Raw genomic sequence first — 15,528 nt, 5'->3', positions numbered from 1 at the left:
GGGGCGACATCACGCCCCCCCGCGCTTACGACATTAGTAGAAATTCTGGATCCGCTGCAGGTACATGACGGAATCGGGCAGACCGCCCTCGCCAAAGGTCTTCTCAATGTACTCGATCAGGCCCTTCATCTCGTCGCGCACAAAGCTCACGTTCATGGACTCAAACTTCTTGAGCACCTTGCGGGCGATGATGTAGTCCATGCCGCCCAGCTCAGTGCCGCCGCACGCCACGTACACGGGGATAAAGTCGTACATCTGCTTGATGATACGGTTACCAAAGGCCAGCTTAAAGCGGGTCTGCAGGTACTGGTCCAGCTTGTGCATCTTCTGGAGCAGCTCCTCGTCGATCACATACTCGACCTTGGCCTTTTGGAACAGATACTGCAGGTGGTCGGCCGTCACGTGCACGCGCTCGTGCGGCTCGCACTCAAACGCGTCGGCGCGCTCGTTGAGCTCGATGGGGATCGCACGGTCGTACACCTTGTCCGTGATGGTAAAGGTGGAGTCGTCGTTGTTGGCCGTGCCGATAAACCACAGGCTGTCGGGAATGGTGAGCTTGCCGTCGTGCAGACCCCTGGGATCGGCGGCCCACTGGGTGGGCACCAGGTCGAGCACCCACTCGTCGTGGCTGGGCATCTCGAGCACCGACAGGATCTCGGCAAAGTAGTACTCCACGCGGGCGAGGTTCATCTCGTCGAGCACGATCATGGACGGGTCCTGGCGAAGGCCCGCCTCATACACGGCGCGGAGGAACTCGGTCTCGTTAAAGCGCTTGGAAAACTCGTTGAAGTAGCCCAGCACCTCGGTGCGGTCGCGGAAGCTCGGCTGCACCGAAACGATGGTCGCGGGGTTGTCCAAGTAGCGGCTAAAGCTGTAGGGCAGCGACGTCTTACCGGTACCCGAGATGCCCTCCAGGATCAGCAGCTTGGAGGCGGCCATGCCGGCCACAAAGCGGCGGATGACCTCAGGCGTGTAGTAGAGCTTCATCTGGCTGCAGGCGAACGCGCGGAAGCTGTCGACAAAGTCCTCCAGCGAGATGGCATCGTCGTAGGCCGGCGATTCCCAGTCGCGGTACTTAAGGTCCACAAGGGACAGCTTGGGGAAGCGGTTGGCCTGGGCGATCTCTTTTTCCTCGGCAAGGGTCTTGGCCTCAACGGTGGCCTTGGCCATGGCGGCCGCGGCATCCTTGACGCCCTCGCCATCGAGCGCGAGCGACGCGTTGCCCGACATGACGGCCGTCGCCGCAGCGCCCTCGCCAGCAGCCGCACCGGCGCCCGCGGCGGCGCCCACCACGTTGCCCACCGTGGGCAGATGGTCGTCGGCCAGGGCCGAGGCGCCCACGTACGGAATCTGCTTGGTGCCGCCCATGGCATTGACCTTGAGCGCCAGCAGCTTGTTCTTCTCGTCCATGAGGTCGAGCACCTGCTTGTTCAGGCGGCCGATCTCGCGATAGAGCGCCTTGTTGGACGTGTCGTCGCGATGCAGGCGACGGTTGATGCGGTAGTGGTGGATCAGAATGGCCACGATCAGCACGGGGACTGCGATGAGCATGGCAAACAGAATGACCGCGCCGATCTTGCCCACCAGGTCAAACGTGGTGAAGTAGGTCATAAAGATGTTGAAGTACTCAACCCAGCCAAACACCAGCAGGTTAAGGATGGAGCTCACGACGGCAACGACGTTGTAGACGACCTTTGCCAGTAGCTCCCAGGCAAATCCCAGAAACTCACTCACCGTCGGTACCCTCCTGCTTGGTCGCGCTCATCGCCGCCTCGGCCTCGGCCTTCAGACGACGGGCTTCCTCGAGCTTGGCCTCGGCCTGGGCAAGCTGCTCGGCGGCGTTATCGGCCGTGACGGTAGTGTCACCCTTGCCCTCGGCGTCCACGATGGCAGCCGCGGCGGCCAGGCGGTCCTCCTCGGCCATAGCGCGCTTAAGGTTCATGCCCACCACGATGAGGTGATACACCTGGTAGATAAAGAACAGCAGCATGGGCAGCACGATCACAATGAGGAAGCCCATGGAGCTGGACAGGAAGTCCATGACCTTGCCCATCTGCGGCAGCGCGAACACGTACTTGCCCACGATATCGCCGTCGCTGATGATGTGCGTATCGGCCACGTCGTTGTTATCGCCCTTGGTGGTAAAGCTGCGCATGCCGTTGACCTCGTCGATGGCGGCGATGCGGTGCGTGTTGAGCGCGTACTCGTTGTCGATAATGGTGTGGAACGTCACGATGTCGCCCACCTCGAGCTTGGAGGTGTCGCACTTTTTGATGACGATGAGGTCGCCCTTGTTAAACGTGGGCGCCATGGAGTCGGACTGTACGGCGAGCGGGGTGAAGCCGGCGATGTCCGAGACGCTGCCGTCCTCGCGCGTGGCGAGCGTGGTAAACGCGTACAGGGCCGCCACCAGGATGATGATCCACATGACGACGCTCAGTGCGATGGATGCGGCCTTTTTAACAGATTGCATGATGTCCCTTACTACCGTGTCTGACTAGGTCGTGCGCGGCCCGATGGCCGCCGTGCATATCTACTGTTCCTCGATGCCCTCAAAGCGCATCGAAACCGAATAGTTAGCTCCCTTTAGCATATTAGTGCAATTTGGGTCCGTTCCCTCGAGCCATATGCGAACGGTTACCGGCTTGTCCGTATCTTTTATTAGGTCGAACATGTCGCTGGCCGCGTTCGCTACTCCCGAGTCGAGCCCAAAGACGGTGGCCGAACCGGACGAGCCCCCGCCTCCGTTGGGGTTGTAGACCCAGGTGTGGCCGTCGGCGGTAAAGCTCATGCGCATGGCGCTGGCCATGCCCTGCGTGTCGGAGCTAAATCGCGTGCCGGACGCGCCACCGTCGCCGTCCTGCCCGGTCAGGCGAACGCGCAGGTCCGTACTGCTCATAAAGTGCAGCGTGAACTCCAGGTAGACACCGGTGGCGGGGTCAGCGGTGGAGCCGTCCTCGAAGGTGAAGGTCTGGTAGTCGCTCGTGGTGACGGGTTTGAGCTTGGATGCGTCGATGTCCACGCCCTTTTCGCTGGCGATGCGTGCCGAGATCTGGTCGAAGCCCAGGCTGTGGACGTATTCGTCGAACGTGGCATGCTCGTCCAGGTCAAAGCGCAGCGAACCGTCGGCGTTGGCGTCGATCATGAGCATGCGGGTTTTGGCGCTATCGGCGATGGAAAACCAGGCAAAGGTTGCCATAGCTATCGCCACCAGGGCAAACAGTACCAGTACCACGGTGGTGGTGAGCTTGCGGCGCAGGTCGGTGTCGGCGGGCGCGGCGGCGTTGGGCTTGCCGGTGGCGGGCGTGCAGTTGGCGGCGGGTTGCTTACGCGTCATGGCTACTCACCGTCCAGGGTCGCAAAGAGGGCCAGGTGCAGGGTGCCCGGGTCTTGATGCAGGTAGTCGGCGCTATCGGGGTCGGTGCCCTCGATGTAGTAATAGATGTCCAGGCGATAGGTCTGGCCAAGCCCCAGTGTGGCGAGCGTGTTTTGTGGGCGCTCGGCCGTCTCGCTCGTGTCCAGCGTAAAGGCGGCCGGGTCCTGTGTCACGTTGGCACCGCAAGCGAGCTGGCCGTTTTGCCAGCCCAGGAGCATGCCCTCGGTGTAGCCCGCCAGGCCTGCAGGGACAGTCGCCGGGTGCTCGGCGCGGTGACCACTATCGGAGCCGTCGAGTTCAAAGATGTTGGTGGCAAGCACCTGGTTGCCGCTCGAGATCTTTATGCCCACGCGAGCCGCGCGCAGCAGCTCGGCATCGACACCCTGGGGAACCAACGACTCGGCCAGATACAAGCTGACCTTACCCTTTACTTTGCTGGCGCCCGTTCCGGTAATGGTGGGGCGCAGATTGATCCAGCCGTGGTAGAACGCGGAGCCGTTGTCTTTTGCCTGCTCAAACACCGTGGCATCGCCGGCGGAGTTGTTTTGCGCGCAGGCAGCAAAGCCGTTGAGATCGAAGGTCGAGACCGGATAGAGCGTCACGGCGCCAGTCGCATTGGAAGTCAGGGAAACATCACCCTGCTGCGACCAGCTGCCGCGATCGGCGTCGCCCAGCTCCAGCACCAGCTTGGACGTGTCGCTGTGCACGCTCACCGAATTGGTGTTGACCTTCATGTTGTTGGTAAACCAGGCGTAGGTCGCGGCGCCCAAGGTGGCGGCGAGCGCCACCATAACGAGCGCGATGTAGGCACGCGCGTGGCGAGCGTGGCGGCGGGCGGCAGCGCCCTCGAGGACCTGGCACTCGGCGGCTACGCTGGAGGGAACCGCGGGGCTCTCGCTCTGGGTTTTGGCCTCGCAGCTATCTGCTGGCATGCGCTTCTGATCTTTCACGTCGCTCGCCCCCTTACGCCTTGGCCGCAGCAAAGGCAAGCTGCAGCACCACATCGCGGGCCTGGGCCTCGTCGATGCAATTGGCGTCGCAGCCTTCCATGTATACAACGTAGCGAACGCTTGCCACCTCGTTGGCGGCCAGCGTGCAGATGGGCGTGGCGCCCGCGCGCGGCGTGGGCGTGTCACCGGTGCCATCCAGGCTGTAAGAACTAATAGCGCGGGCCGGGTCGGCGGTGTAGCTCCAGCCCGAGGCGGCACCCGCTACGACCGCGCCGTCCTGCGCCGTGGTGCGCCTGTTGGTGGCGCCTGCGGTATTGCCCAAGTCGTCACAGGTAAAGATATGCGTTTGCGTGCCCGACGCAGTCGTGATCACCAAGCCCAGGCGCAGTGCGGCCAGCAGCTGCGGGTCGCTCGTCATGCCCATCTGGCCCTGGTACAGGTACACGTTGAGCGCGCTATCGCTGCCCTTAAGGTACAGCGTGCCCGAAAGGACGTAGTCGTCCAGCTGCGCAGTGCAGTCGGCATAGTCGGTCGTGATACCCGCGGCATTTTGGAAGGTGCCGCGCCAAAAACGGGAAAGGTCTGCCGTCGAGATGGGATAGAGCGTTTTGTCGGCGGCGGCAAGCGTTGCCGTTGTGTCCCAGGGCCCGTTGGCCGAAAGGCCAATCTGCAAGTCGGAGCCCTCGTCGCTTACCGTGTGCGCCACGGGCGTCACGTTGGTGTAGCGCGAATTGCTAAACCAGGCGTAGGTGGCGGCGCTCAGGGCGGCCACCAGCACCAGCATCCATGCGGCCGCAGCAACCATGCGACGGCGCGAGCTTAGGACATCTTTGATGTTCGATGCACTCATCCCTGGCCCCCTTACGAACGCTTGCCGGCAAAGCGCAGCGCCAGCGATTGCAGGCTGGTGGTGGCCAGGTTGTTGGTGCAGTCGGGGTCGCAGCCTTCCAGCCACACGTACACATCCACGCGCACGGGCGTGCTGCGGTTGGTGCCCTCGGCCGCGGCGGGCAGGCTGCAGATCTTGGTCGTGGCCTGCTTAAGGCTCACTACGCCGGTGTCTTCGTTGTAGTCGCAAAAGTTTGCGCTGGTAAGCTGATCAAAATGAACCGTTGTTCCATCGGAGCGGGTGCTGTCGAGCACCAGGTGATTCTGCTCGTTCTCGCCGGCATCCTTGCCGTCGAGCGTGTTGTAGCGCGCCTGGGGATTGCGCTCGCCCGAGACCTCAAAGATGTACTGGCCCGTAACGGTATCGCCCTGCCCCGGCGCATAGGTAACCAGGCCCACCCGCAGAGCGGTAGAGATGGGGTTTGCCGTGTCCTGCTCGGTAAAGTCGATGCCCGACAGGTACACGTCGGTCGCGGCCGAGTTGGTGGCCAGGTACAGGGAAGTCTTGTAGTAGTCGGAATGCTCGGCGGCGCCAAACATGCTGGCAAAGAGCGAGTCCTGGGTGGTTTCGCCGGTAAAGCCCGTTACCTTTTGGAAGCCGTTGAGCACGTTGTCGGTCGAGACGGGATCGAGCAGGCCCGAAAAGCTCAGGCCGGCGTTGGTTTTGTATTCGCCGTCGTACTCGTTGGAGATGAGGAAGGTCACGCCCGTGCCCGCGGCCATCTTGACGTCGGTGATGTGGCGGTTGGCGTTGTAGATGTACCAGGCATATGTTACGGCTCCGGCAGCAGCAAGGGCCACCAGCAACGTGGCGAGCATGCGATTGAACTGTTTTCGCAGCGAGCGTGCGTCCGACATGCCCCTCCCCCAGATGCCGTGTTGTAAACCGCCTGGACATCATTTGCCCATAATGGAGTTATTTTACGCGAACGTGCAGTTCATCGGGGGTACAAACGGAATATTTCGCGTGCCCTTCGCGCTGCATCGGGGCGGATAGGGTCGCAAATCGCCGCTTTTTAAAAAATAGTTCTTGCCACTGGGCGGGAGCTCCGTTATATTATTTCCTGCGCACTCGCGCACCCTTGATCGGGCGTTTAGCTCAGGGGGAGAGCGCTTCCCTGACACGGAAGAGGTCAGAAGTTCAAATCTTCTAACGCCCACCAAATGTTCGCAGCTCAGAGGCTTCGCCTCTGAGCTGTTTTGTTTTACGCCACCAAGTCAAACGGACGCCGCGGCGCCCAAAGCCGCCTCAACAACGCCAGCAACCACCCCAACCAAGCCCAAAGCCGCCCAAACAACCCCAGCGAGCGCCCCGATCAGGCCTGAATGGGCCTCGCAGCCATATCCGGGCGACCCCCGCAAATCGAAGGTGAATGGTTTCCCGCGAAGTGAACGAGCCAAAACAAACCCCCGGAACATCGACACTTTTGGCGGTTCATTTCCTGCAGCTTTGTCGTTAGAATCCTGCGATTTTGGCGCAAAAAAGTGTGGATGCTTCGGGGGTCCAAAAACACTCGTTCACTTTACGGGAAACCATTCACCTTCAAAACGGCAGCACCCCTTCGCCGTCAAAGGCCCACTTACCAATGCTGACGCGCCTCAATAACGGTCTGCCAGAGCTTAAACCGCTTTGTCTCGACGCGCGCCCGTGCCAAATATCGCGCTTCCTCGGTCATGGGCTTGTTAAATATGGGCCGCTTGCGACGATGCAGCTTCCGTCGGACGCGTTCGCACAGGCGAACGAGCTTTTCGTAGTCGCTCGCCTGGTCAGTCGTCACCGTAAAGTACGCGACCCCATTGAGCATCTGCAGCTCGTTGCGGCGCTCGGTATCCTTGTGGATTTTCTCGCTTCCATCATGGATGGCGTCGCTGTCGTAATCAACCAGCGCGGTAAGCACCTCGGGCAGCAAGCCAGCCCTTACTTTATCCAGGCCCAACTCAGCTTTCGCCGTAAGCGTGATGTCGGGCGTGCGCTCCAACACGCGCAGTTTGCGGTTGCGCCCATCGTTGTAGCCGTCGCGAATGAAGTACTTCTTGTTCAGCTCGGCCTTGCCCAGTGCAAGCCCGCCGTAATGCGCAGGCAGCGACATAAACATGCAAAGCCCCGACTCCCTTGGAGACCGTGAGCCCTCTTCCACGTACGGAAGCAACGCCTTCGCCTTAGCGGCGCCTCTCACCTTTGATGCCCGGTCAAGGTACGCCGCGATGAGCTCCTTAGTCGTGAGCCTGCCATCGCGCATGCCCGCATCCCTGCTTGTTACCCCACCGGGAGCAAGGTTATCCAGCCGGTAGTCCGATGTCATGGCATAGCCGGCGTAGATGGCCGCCGCCGCATCGCCATCGTGCGCGGCCTGCAAAAACGCCAGCTCGGGAGAGCACACGTACGCATCCAGGTCGCCCATCCAGTGGCCCAGCGAGATAAACGAACCCGCCGGGAGCTCGTTGGTGCACAGGTGCGTCTTAACATGCTTGCTCCGCCGACGGTCGGCGCGCGACGGCACCAGCAAATCCAGCGTTTGGATCCCCAGGTCATAGCGATCGATAAACTCCTGCGCCTCTTGGTCACAGAGCGCGCAGGCACCCGCGATCGACACGACCTCTGGCTCCGAATCCCCAAAGCGCGGGTTCGGGATGTGCGCCAAGAGCGCCAGCGCAGCGTTATGTGAAACGATAAAGTAGCTCATGGCGCAAAGGTAGCACGCGCGTCGGCGGCCGTTAGCGGTCCTGCCAAGTTATCGGCAAACGACCGGCGGATTTTTGCCGCGACGCGTCCAAAGTGCTCATTCGTCGACGTCTAGCTGCAAATCCGTCAAGCTTTTGGCAAGGTTGCCGCTCAACTGACCAAAATCTGACCATTTGCTTGCCCATTTGCTTGACGGCGCGCCCTCGCCAAAATGCTCCGCGACTTCTCAGGCGGTCGAAGTGCTCGTTTAGCGACCACACACCCACTGCTGGGGTATCCTTGGAGCACATGCACCGCAAGCCGCACAAAGGAGCCGCCATGCGCACCGAGCTCGATGTTCCCTTTTCGCACAAAGACAAGGCCAAGGCCCTGGGCGCCAAGTGGGACCGGGTCAAGAAGATCTGGTACGTGCCCGATGGCGTCAACCCCGAGCCCTTTGCCGCGTGGCTGCCCGGCGTTGATCGCTCCGACCCCAGCGCGCCCTACATCTACCTGGTGCTGGGCAAGCGCGAGTGTTGGAAGTGCCACGAGCAGACGACGGTCGCGGCCTTTGGCATTCCGTATTGGGCGACCGAAGACTCGGGCAGCGAGGCTGCGCCCGGCGATGCGCGCGCCATGGACGACGCGGGTCACATTGCGATCGACACCGCCCACGCCAACGCCATAGCCATCGTCCCCGCGCTGGGCTGCGTGCCGGCCGAGCTCCGCGACTACCTGCGCGAGCGCTGCGGCTACAAGCCCACAACGTCGCGCACCACTAAGACCGTATCGCTCGCCAGCACCTGCACCGGCTGCGGCGCGCTGCAAGGCAGCCATTACCTGTTCGAGGAGCCCACGTCGCCGTTTGCACTCACAGCCATCAACAAGCTGCCCGCACTGGAGTTCGTGCGCGTGGAAGTCGCCGGCGTCTACGGCATCCCCGACAGTCAGGAAAACTTTGACCAGGCGCTCTTCACCTGGGCCCGCGACCACCACACCCAGTTCCACAAGACCCTGTGCGAGGGGATTTACCTGTAGGGCAAAACTCGAAAATCGAGTCCAGTTATCCTCGAAAATCGAGTGTGAAAATCCTCGAAAATCGAGTATGATTATCCTCGAAAATCGAGTATGCCCAGATAGCGAGGTTTATCTAGTTATGATTTCTTATGGTTCGGAACGACCTAAATCCTACCGTCCTCGCCTTTTGGACGAGCGGTTGCAAACACTGCTCCAGATATTTGGGGCTGTCGAGATTCGGGGCACCAAATGGTGCGGAAAATCATGGACCGCGCTTGCATTCGGCGAGAGTGTCATCCATCTTGACGACCCAAACGTAAAGTCGTTGGTCGAAGCCGATCCTTCGCTCGCCCTTCAGGGCAATAAGCCGCACGTCATCGACGAATGGCAGGAGACCCCCGCAACATGGGATGCCACGCGCCGCGCCGTAGATGCATCCGGCGGCGAGAAGGGCCTCTTTATCCTCACTGGATCGTCAACGCCGGCTAAGAATTCTGTTACCCACAGCGGCGCCGGTCGCATAGCGCGTCTCGACATGAGCACCATGACGCTTTGGGAACGCGGACTTTCGACGGGGTCCGTTTCGCTGAAAAACCTATTCGATGGATCATTCGAACCTTCCGCCTATACAGGTTCGCTCTCGATGCTGGCCAACGCAATTTGTTGCGGGGGATGGCCGGCGCTTGTCGGAGCGAGCCCCCAGATGGCCGCAGAGGTCGTTAACCAGTATCTCGATGCCATGTACGAAGTCAGCGTTCCGCAAAAAGGGGGCGTGGGGTCTACGGCGCGACACATCGTGTCCTCGCTCGCGCGCAACGTTGCGACATCTGCCACGCTCAACACCATTGCGGCAGACGCCTCGTTGGGCGACAGCGATGCCCAGCCGGCAACTTCAACCGTAGCGTTTTACCTCGACATGTTGGAGAGCATGTATGCGATCGTAAATCTGCCCGGTTGGGATGCGCCCGTCCGCGCCAAGTCTCGCCTGCGCACCAAGCCAAAACGTTATTTCGTCGACCCCTCCATTCCCGCAGCCGCACTCGGAATGAACCCCGAGAGGCTCCTTGCAGACGGCCAAACATTTGGCCTGCTTTTTGAGTCTCTGTGCATTCACGATCTGAGCGTCTACACCTCGTGCCTGCCCGGCTCGTATCCGGGCTCACTCCACTACTATGGCGACTCCGACGGGCTTGAAGTCGATGCCATCATCGAGCTGAACGATGGCCGCTGGGCGGCAATAGAAATCAAGCTCGGCGAATCCAAGGTAAGCGACGGAATCCACAACATCGAACGCCTACGTCGCAAGGTCGCCCTGAACCCTGCCGCACGCAACCCACAGCCGGAGTTCTGCGCCGTCGTCACCGCGACCTCGCCCTTCTGCCGCTACGATGCCGAACACGACGTCTACGTGTTCCCCATTGGAGCGCTGCGGGCATAGCGCGCCGCATGTCGGGCCAGTTGCTTTCTTGACTGGCGATTGGACCATCGAAGCTACGGCTCCGCCTCGTCATAGGTGATGGCGGGGCGGAGCCGCAATCTGCAATATCAACGCCATAAACGGAACGCTACCGAGAATGCAATGCGAAATTGCTACAACCCCAGGATGTGCTCCAGATAGCTCTTGTTGAACCAGAACGATTGCCTGGTCATCCAGCGCCCATCCGGCAGCTCGTAGGCGTTCTTTGCGATATCGCCGATTTCAGTTCCATCGGCGAATCTGTACGCAGCTTTCGACGTATGCGGGCGAACGTGAACGATCGGGTTGTCCGCCATACCGGGCAGATTGTTGGTCACCTTGAGCTTTCCGCTTGCATCCCGATACGGATTGAGCTCAACACCCTTGCTAATGACCTTTCGCGTCTCATCCCAGCAAGCCTTTGCGGGACCCTCGATTTCGTTTGCCGGCATTGCCCAGAATAGGCAGCGGTCAAGGCGCCACTCCCCCTCGTGGTCCTCACGGAACACGACAAAGAAGAAACGGTTGGTCTCAAGGCGCGCACGGAAGGAAGACGTTTCCCAATCCTCGTTGATTAGCTGCTTAAACTCAAACGGAGGGAAGGACATTGCCTGCTCGATGTGGCCATTTTTATTAACGCGAACAGTTCGAACGGAAATCCCCGCCTTAACGAACTCCTCGGCGGCATTGCTTTTAATACCGAGCATACGATAAACGAGCGTTGTCCATTGCGCTTTATTGCCCGTGTACTCCAACCCGTACTGCTCCGCAATTTGGCGATCGGTTTCGCCATAGTGACGCTCGATAAGACCAGTTACGCAGCTTTCGAAATCCGTGGACTCGTCCGCAGCCCGAACGATGCTCTCGCCAACACGCGGGGCACCGAGCACGTAGGTATGAAGCACGTAGTCCATATACGAGCGCTTGAGTGAAAAGGCGCGACGCTTTGCGCGGCGGCGTTCAATCTCGCCTGTATCGGTATTGAGATGCTCGTAATACTGGTCAACCCACATCGTCGCTTCGGTTGCGCCCTTTGTGCAGGCGCCCAAGTAGGTCGTCATACCCTCCGACAGCTCATCCGCGCGACCATCCTGAATGTACGAAATGATCTTCTCGTAGTCGGCGCGAATGATTTTCATGTCCTCTTCGGGCAGATGAACCATAACTGCACGCTCAATGCGCTGGTCGTATTTGTCGATCGAGCGGTCGCGGCCGTAGTAGATAAGCAGGATATTGCTGAGCTTGGTCTTAAGATGCGAACTATCGTAATCGAGTGACACCGGGCAATCGTAAGGAATCATCGTCAGAACGAGGCGCTCGCCGGCAGATTTGCGACCGTTCTTGAGCACATCGAAGCACGTTGCCTTGAGTTCGACGCCTGCCTCGGGAAAATCCGGCCGATCATCGCTGTTGGCCTTGTAGCCAAAGTAACGCTCCTCGATAAGGGTTCCCATGCCACCCTTGTACTTCTTGGACCCGAAGTCCTTGGGCGCACTCTCCCCCTCCGGCGCAATGCCAAGCTCAAGAATATCGCGAAACGTCATGCCGTCAAGATTAGCAGCATAGCGTTCAATGCTTGAGGGGTCAGAAAAATCAGTATCGTCAAGCATGCGCTTGAAATCGAGGTGCTTCTTTGACATGGTGTACCTCCGAAAGTCGCCGTTAGCCCCATGGTAGTTCAGAGCAGCATTTTCCTCCATGAAATTGAGGGCTTGATCTTGTCCGCTCGATCGGTTATTGTTGTGAGCACCATAAACGGACACAGCAGCGATTGGAGAAACGTGTCTGAGATTAACATTGCCGAGCTTTTTGCGGGCGTCGGCGGATTTCGGCTGGGCCTCGAAGGCTATGCCGACCCGCGTCATCCCGAGTTTTACATGAAGCCCGCCGGCCCCTTCCATACCATTTGGGCCAACCAGTGGGAGCCGCCCGGAACCAAGTCCCGTCAGTTCGCAGCCCGTTGCTACATGGACCGCTTTGGCGAAGATTCCGTTGTCAACGAAGATATCAATAAGGTATTGGAGCAGGCTGAGGCCGGCGAGATTGAAATCCCCGACGTACAAATGGTCGTCGGCGGCTTCCCCTGCCAGGACTACTCTGTTGCACGTCCGCTCAATCAAGCGCACGGTATCGAAGGCAAGAAGGGTGTCCTTTGGTGGGACATCTATCACTTTCTCGAGATGAAAAAACCCCGCTTCGGTCTCTTTGAGAATGTTGACCGTTTGCTCAAGTCGCCCGCATCTCAGCGCGGTCGCGACTTCGCCATCATCTTGAGCTGCCTCGCCGATCTCGATTACACCGTCGAATGGCGTGTGGTCAACTCTGCGGAATACGGCTTTCCCCAGCGCCGCAAGCGCGTTTACATCTTCTGCGAGAAGAACGCCAGCAAGGTCGATCTTGCCGATCGCATGCGTAACGGCGTTATGGCAAAGGCCTTCCCCGCTATCTATCCTAACGAAATGGCCGAGCTCGATGTCCTACCTGATCCTTACGAGAACTCGACTCGCTTTGGCGTTGGTCAAAAGACATCGCAGTTCAAAAACGCTGGCGTCATGCAGGGCTGTCATGTTCTGACGTGCGACTTCACTGAGGACTATCACGGCGAGCGCCGCGTGCTTGGCGATGTGCTTGTCGATGAGGCACTTGTTCCAGAGCAGTTCTACATCTCTGACGAAAAGCTTCCCGACTGGCGCTACCTTAAGGGCAGTAAGCGCGAAGAGCGCACCAATAAGAAGACGGGCTTTACGTACACGTATTCCGAGGGAGCCATGAGTTTCCCGGATGCCATCGATAAACCGAGCCGCACGATTCTCACGGGCGAAGGCGGGACGGGAGCCAGCCGTTTCAAGCATGTCATCGAGTGCCCCGACGGTCGTTTCCGTCGCCTTGTCCCCGACGAGCTCGATCAGCTCCAGGGATTCCCGAAGGGCTGGACCGACACCGGCATGACCGATGGCCATCGAGCCTTTTGCATGGGTAACGCCCTGGTCACGGGTGTCCCCCATCGCATCGGCGAGGCCATGGCTGAGGTGTACGGGTTGTAGCCAAACCGCTTTTTGGCATAAACAAACGAGGGCCAGTTCAAGACTGAACTGGCCCTCGTTTTCTATTCAAACTACTGTAGCGCTTGTACTACTTGGAATCAGGAACGATGCCGACCAAGCTTACGGTGACGTCAAAGGTCGGAGCAGCGGTGTTCTTGTCCTGCTCGGACCAGTTTTGACAGTCGGAGTCGGTGCCTTCCATCCAGATGACAATCTTCATGTTCGTGCCGTTGTAGCCAACACCCTTTGCGATGGCTCGCGGATTTGCTCCAGCAGGTTTGGAATAAGAGCCGCCCGATCCAGTGGCGGCCCAATCGCCGCCGTTCTGGTCAATTAGGGTCGCGCCGGCAACATGCGCGTACGACGGCGCTTGGGTCGTCGTTCCTTCAGCTGCGACGCAGCTCCAACCGGTCGTTGAGGAGGCGTCGTTGCCATGCTCAGTAGTCGAAGGTTCAACGGGAGCATAAACGACTTTAAGTTCGTCATTGATAACAATGCCGACGCGCAGGCTGCCTTCGATCTTGTCAAACCACTCCTGCGTTGCATTGTCGGTAGGCTTGATGGTGACAGGATTCGTGCCGTCTAGATAAACATCCGCGATGCCCGTGTTCGTCACGGTGTAGAGGGTGTAGTCAGCGGCAACGTAGGCATAATAGGAATCGGTACCGCCCGCCAGCGCGTACTTGCCGCTAGCGTCCGTGTTGGCCTTCTGGTAGCTGGAGACATCGGTGCCCTGCCAGGACTTGGGAACAAACCAAGACTTTGCATCGTTCGTCGATGAAGGGCTGATTTCGTGACCCGTGGAGCTTGCAGTGGTCTGCTTGTCCGAACCGTCATGGGTAACGTCATTACCCTTAGCGATCTGAAGAACCATACCGTTCGCCTGAGCGGAGATGGTACTCGTATTGGCGTGAACTCTATTGTTCGCAGCAAACCATGCGTAGGTAGTCGCAGAAAGCGCCACCGCCGAGACGACGACGGTCAACGCCGCCCCAACAAGCTGAACCTTAAGCTTCTTTACTGAATCGTGCATACCCGTCGCCTCCCTTCGTTAAGGAAAAGGGCAGGATCCCGGGCTGGGAACCTGCCCTTCGCAAGCCATAAATCGTAGCTGCGATTACTTGTTGTCCGCAGTTGCGGTGAAGAACACTGTCGCCTTTGCAGTGGCGGTCAGCTTGTTATCCTGCAGGTTCCTCGTGGTGACCCTGGCATCCTTGCCCTCGTAGTAGAGGTACACGTGAACTGCGGTGTCCAGCTTTGCGGTAACGTCGCCAAGAGATACGGTTGCGGCGTTGCTGGTATCAGAGGAAAGCTTGCACTCGTAATCTGCGCTATCGGCCTTCTGCCCGTAAACAACCCAAGCGGTGCCGTCAGCATTAGTGACGAGCACGCGAAGTGCCTTAGCAAGCTCGGAGTTCGACGTAGAGTCCTTCGCGACCGTGACCTTCTCGACCTGAAGGCCAGTAAGATTCTGGCCCTTAGAGCTGATGTTGTAGTCCTGCTGAAGAATGTAGTCACCTGCGAGCGCAGCGGCAGTGGAGCCAGCGTTTGCGGTCCCAGTCGGATCCTTGCACTCGACAAGGGAGCCGCTAAGGGTGCCATCATCAAGCGTAGTGCCAAAGCCAGTCATCCAAGTGCCCTTCTTTGTAGCATCTTGCTCACCGTATGTAGCAGGATAAAGAGGCTTGGTTGTGACCTCAGTTTTGACCGAGGTGGTATCGACCGCATTGGCGCCCGTCGTGCCATTTGCAATCGTCATGTATGCTGCGTTCGACTGAGCGGAGATCGTGCTCGTGGTGGCGTCGACTTTGCTGTTCGTCACAAACCATGCGAAGGTGGCGGAGCCGAGGGCTACGGCTGCCACCAGCACCATGGCGATGGCGGCGCCCATCTGCTTCTTTAATGCCTTGGTATCCATACGGACCCCTTTCTTTCCCCATTCGTCCCAGATGACCCTCGAGAAGCCCGGAAGGGGAGCCCGTGCTTTCGTGTTGGATGTTGCTTGCCCATCCTTAAAATTTGGATTTGAGAATACCATATTTCTTACGATTTCCTTATGAGTTTTCGGGGGCCTACGATCCGTCAGATTCATAGGCCTACCTTGGGCTAGGTATGGAACTGCGCAAACGCCGTTC

At 59.2% G+C, this 15,528-nt stretch carries 13 protein-coding genes and 1 tRNA gene; 4 read left to right on the top strand and 10 right to left on the bottom strand.

Translation table 11 applies throughout. The features are described 5' to 3' along the window. Window positions 1-33: 33 nt before the first annotated feature. From DW233_RS00275 to DW233_RS00250, 6 genes are read right to left on the bottom strand one after another with little or no spacing between them, the layout of a single operon-like run. The gene (locus DW233_RS00275) at window positions 34-1,734 is read right to left on the bottom strand and encodes a hypothetical protein (protein ID WP_118258593.1); all 1,701 of its coding nucleotides are present in this window, start codon (window positions 1,732-1,734) and stop codon (window positions 34-36) included. Continuing rightward, on the bottom strand, window positions 1,727-2,473 hold the full coding sequence (locus tag DW233_RS00270; RefSeq protein ID WP_118258594.1) for a signal peptidase I: 747 nt from the start codon (window positions 2,471-2,473) through the stop codon (window positions 1,727-1,729). Before DW233_RS00270 ends, DW233_RS00275 begins: the two co-directional genes overlap by 8 nt. Before the next feature lie 60 nt (window positions 2,474-2,533). Further along, window positions 2,534-3,337 carry a hypothetical protein gene (locus DW233_RS00265; protein WP_118258596.1) on the bottom strand — a complete coding sequence of 268 codons (804 nt, stop codon included), beginning with the start codon at window positions 3,335-3,337 and terminating at the stop codon, window positions 2,534-2,536. Between the two features lie 2 nt (window positions 3,338-3,339). Beyond that, window positions 3,340-4,326 (bottom strand): hypothetical protein, encoded by a 987-nt coding sequence (locus DW233_RS00260; RefSeq protein WP_117655670.1) that lies wholly within the window; start codon window positions 4,324-4,326, stop codon window positions 3,340-3,342. Between the two features lie 13 nt (window positions 4,327-4,339). After that, window positions 4,340-5,176, bottom strand: coding sequence for a hypothetical protein (locus DW233_RS00255; RefSeq protein WP_118266144.1), 837 nt, complete (start codon window positions 5,174-5,176; stop codon window positions 4,340-4,342). A gap of 11 nt (window positions 5,177-5,187) precedes the next feature. Beyond that, on the bottom strand, window positions 5,188-6,072 hold the full coding sequence (locus DW233_RS00250) for a hypothetical protein (protein WP_117655668.1): 885 nt from the start codon (window positions 6,070-6,072) through the stop codon (window positions 5,188-5,190). A 230-nt stretch (window positions 6,073-6,302) separates the two neighbouring features. Between DW233_RS00250 and DW233_RS00245 the strand changes: the two genes are divergently transcribed. Next, window positions 6,303-6,377, top strand: a tRNA-Val gene (locus tag DW233_RS00245). 417 nt (window positions 6,378-6,794) lie between these two features. On the opposite strand, the gene DW233_RS00240 is transcribed toward DW233_RS00245, so the two are convergent. After that, on the bottom strand, window positions 6,795-7,898 hold the full coding sequence (locus DW233_RS00240) for a hypothetical protein (protein WP_118266143.1): 1,104 nt from the start codon (window positions 7,896-7,898) through the stop codon (window positions 6,795-6,797). 317 nt (window positions 7,899-8,215) lie between these two features. Between DW233_RS00240 and DW233_RS00235 the strand changes: the two genes are divergently transcribed. Both DW233_RS00235 and DW233_RS00230 read left to right on the top strand, forming a co-directional pair. Next, entirely contained in the window at window positions 8,216-8,914 is a 699-nt protein-coding gene (locus DW233_RS00235) for a DUF5710 domain-containing protein (RefSeq protein WP_118266142.1), read from the top strand. A 67-nt stretch (window positions 8,915-8,981) separates the two neighbouring features. Continuing rightward, window positions 8,982-10,331, top strand: coding sequence for an ATP-binding protein (locus DW233_RS00230; protein ID WP_118266141.1), 1,350 nt, complete (start codon window positions 8,982-8,984; stop codon window positions 10,329-10,331). Between the two features lie 152 nt (window positions 10,332-10,483). On the opposite strand, the gene DW233_RS00225 is transcribed toward DW233_RS00230, so the two are convergent. After that, the gene (locus DW233_RS00225; RefSeq protein WP_158567768.1) at window positions 10,484-11,989 is read right to left on the bottom strand and encodes a Sau3AI family type II restriction endonuclease; all 1,506 of its coding nucleotides are present in this window, start codon (window positions 11,987-11,989) and stop codon (window positions 10,484-10,486) included. A gap of 141 nt (window positions 11,990-12,130) precedes the next feature. Here DW233_RS00225 and dcm point away from each other — a divergent pair, with 141 nt between their 5' ends. Beyond that, window positions 12,131-13,393 (top strand): DNA (cytosine-5-)-methyltransferase, encoded by a 1,263-nt coding sequence (gene dcm / locus DW233_RS00220; RefSeq protein ID WP_233547880.1) that lies wholly within the window; start codon window positions 12,131-12,133, stop codon window positions 13,391-13,393. An 88-nt stretch (window positions 13,394-13,481) separates the two neighbouring features. Here dcm and DW233_RS00215 read toward each other — a convergent pair whose 3' ends face one another. Together DW233_RS00215 and DW233_RS00210 are read right to left on the bottom strand one after the other, a co-directional pair. Next, window positions 13,482-14,426 carry a hypothetical protein gene (locus tag DW233_RS00215; RefSeq protein ID WP_118266138.1) on the bottom strand — a complete coding sequence of 315 codons (945 nt, stop codon included), beginning with the start codon at window positions 14,424-14,426 and terminating at the stop codon, window positions 13,482-13,484. 84 nt (window positions 14,427-14,510) lie between these two features. Then, the gene (locus DW233_RS00210) at window positions 14,511-15,311 is read right to left on the bottom strand and encodes a hypothetical protein (protein WP_118266137.1); all 801 of its coding nucleotides are present in this window, start codon (window positions 15,309-15,311) and stop codon (window positions 14,511-14,513) included. Between the last annotated feature and the right edge of the window lie 217 nt (window positions 15,312-15,528).

The organism is Collinsella sp. AM20-15AC, from assembly GCF_003471405.1.
Lineage (GTDB): Bacteria > Actinomycetota > Coriobacteriia > Coriobacteriales > Coriobacteriaceae > Collinsella.
Note: the sequence above shows the minus strand (reverse complement) of the source record. Positions and strands in the feature narration are given on the sequence as shown.

Coding starts and splice junctions, on each gene's coding strand:
- DW233_RS00270 (WP_118258594.1), bottom strand. CDS start 2,473: ATGCAATCTGTTAAAAAGGCCGCATCCATCGCACTGAGCGTCGTCATG.
- DW233_RS00265 (WP_118258596.1), bottom strand. CDS start 3,337: ATGACGCGTAAGCAACCCGCCGCCAACTGCACGCCCGCCACCGGCAAG.
- DW233_RS00255 (WP_118266144.1), bottom strand. CDS start 5,176: ATGAGTGCATCGAACATCAAAGATGTCCTAAGCTCGCGCCGTCGCATG.
- DW233_RS00250 (WP_117655668.1), bottom strand. CDS start 6,072: ATGTCGGACGCACGCTCGCTGCGAAAACAGTTCAATCGCATGCTCGCC.
- DW233_RS00240 (WP_118266143.1), bottom strand. CDS start 7,898: ATGAGCTACTTTATCGTTTCACATAACGCTGCGCTGGCGCTCTTGGCG.
- DW233_RS00235 (WP_118266142.1), top strand. CDS start 8,216: ATGCGCACCGAGCTCGATGTTCCCTTTTCGCACAAAGACAAGGCCAAG.
- DW233_RS00230 (WP_118266141.1), top strand. CDS start 8,982: ATGATTATCCTCGAAAATCGAGTATGCCCAGATAGCGAGGTTTATCTA.
- DW233_RS00225 (WP_158567768.1), bottom strand. CDS start 11,989: ATGTCAAAGAAGCACCTCGATTTCAAGCGCATGCTTGACGATACTGAT.
- DW233_RS00215 (WP_118266138.1), bottom strand. CDS start 14,426: ATGCACGATTCAGTAAAGAAGCTTAAGGTTCAGCTTGTTGGGGCGGCG.
- DW233_RS00210 (WP_118266137.1), bottom strand. CDS start 15,311: ATGGATACCAAGGCATTAAAGAAGCAGATGGGCGCCGCCATCGCCATG.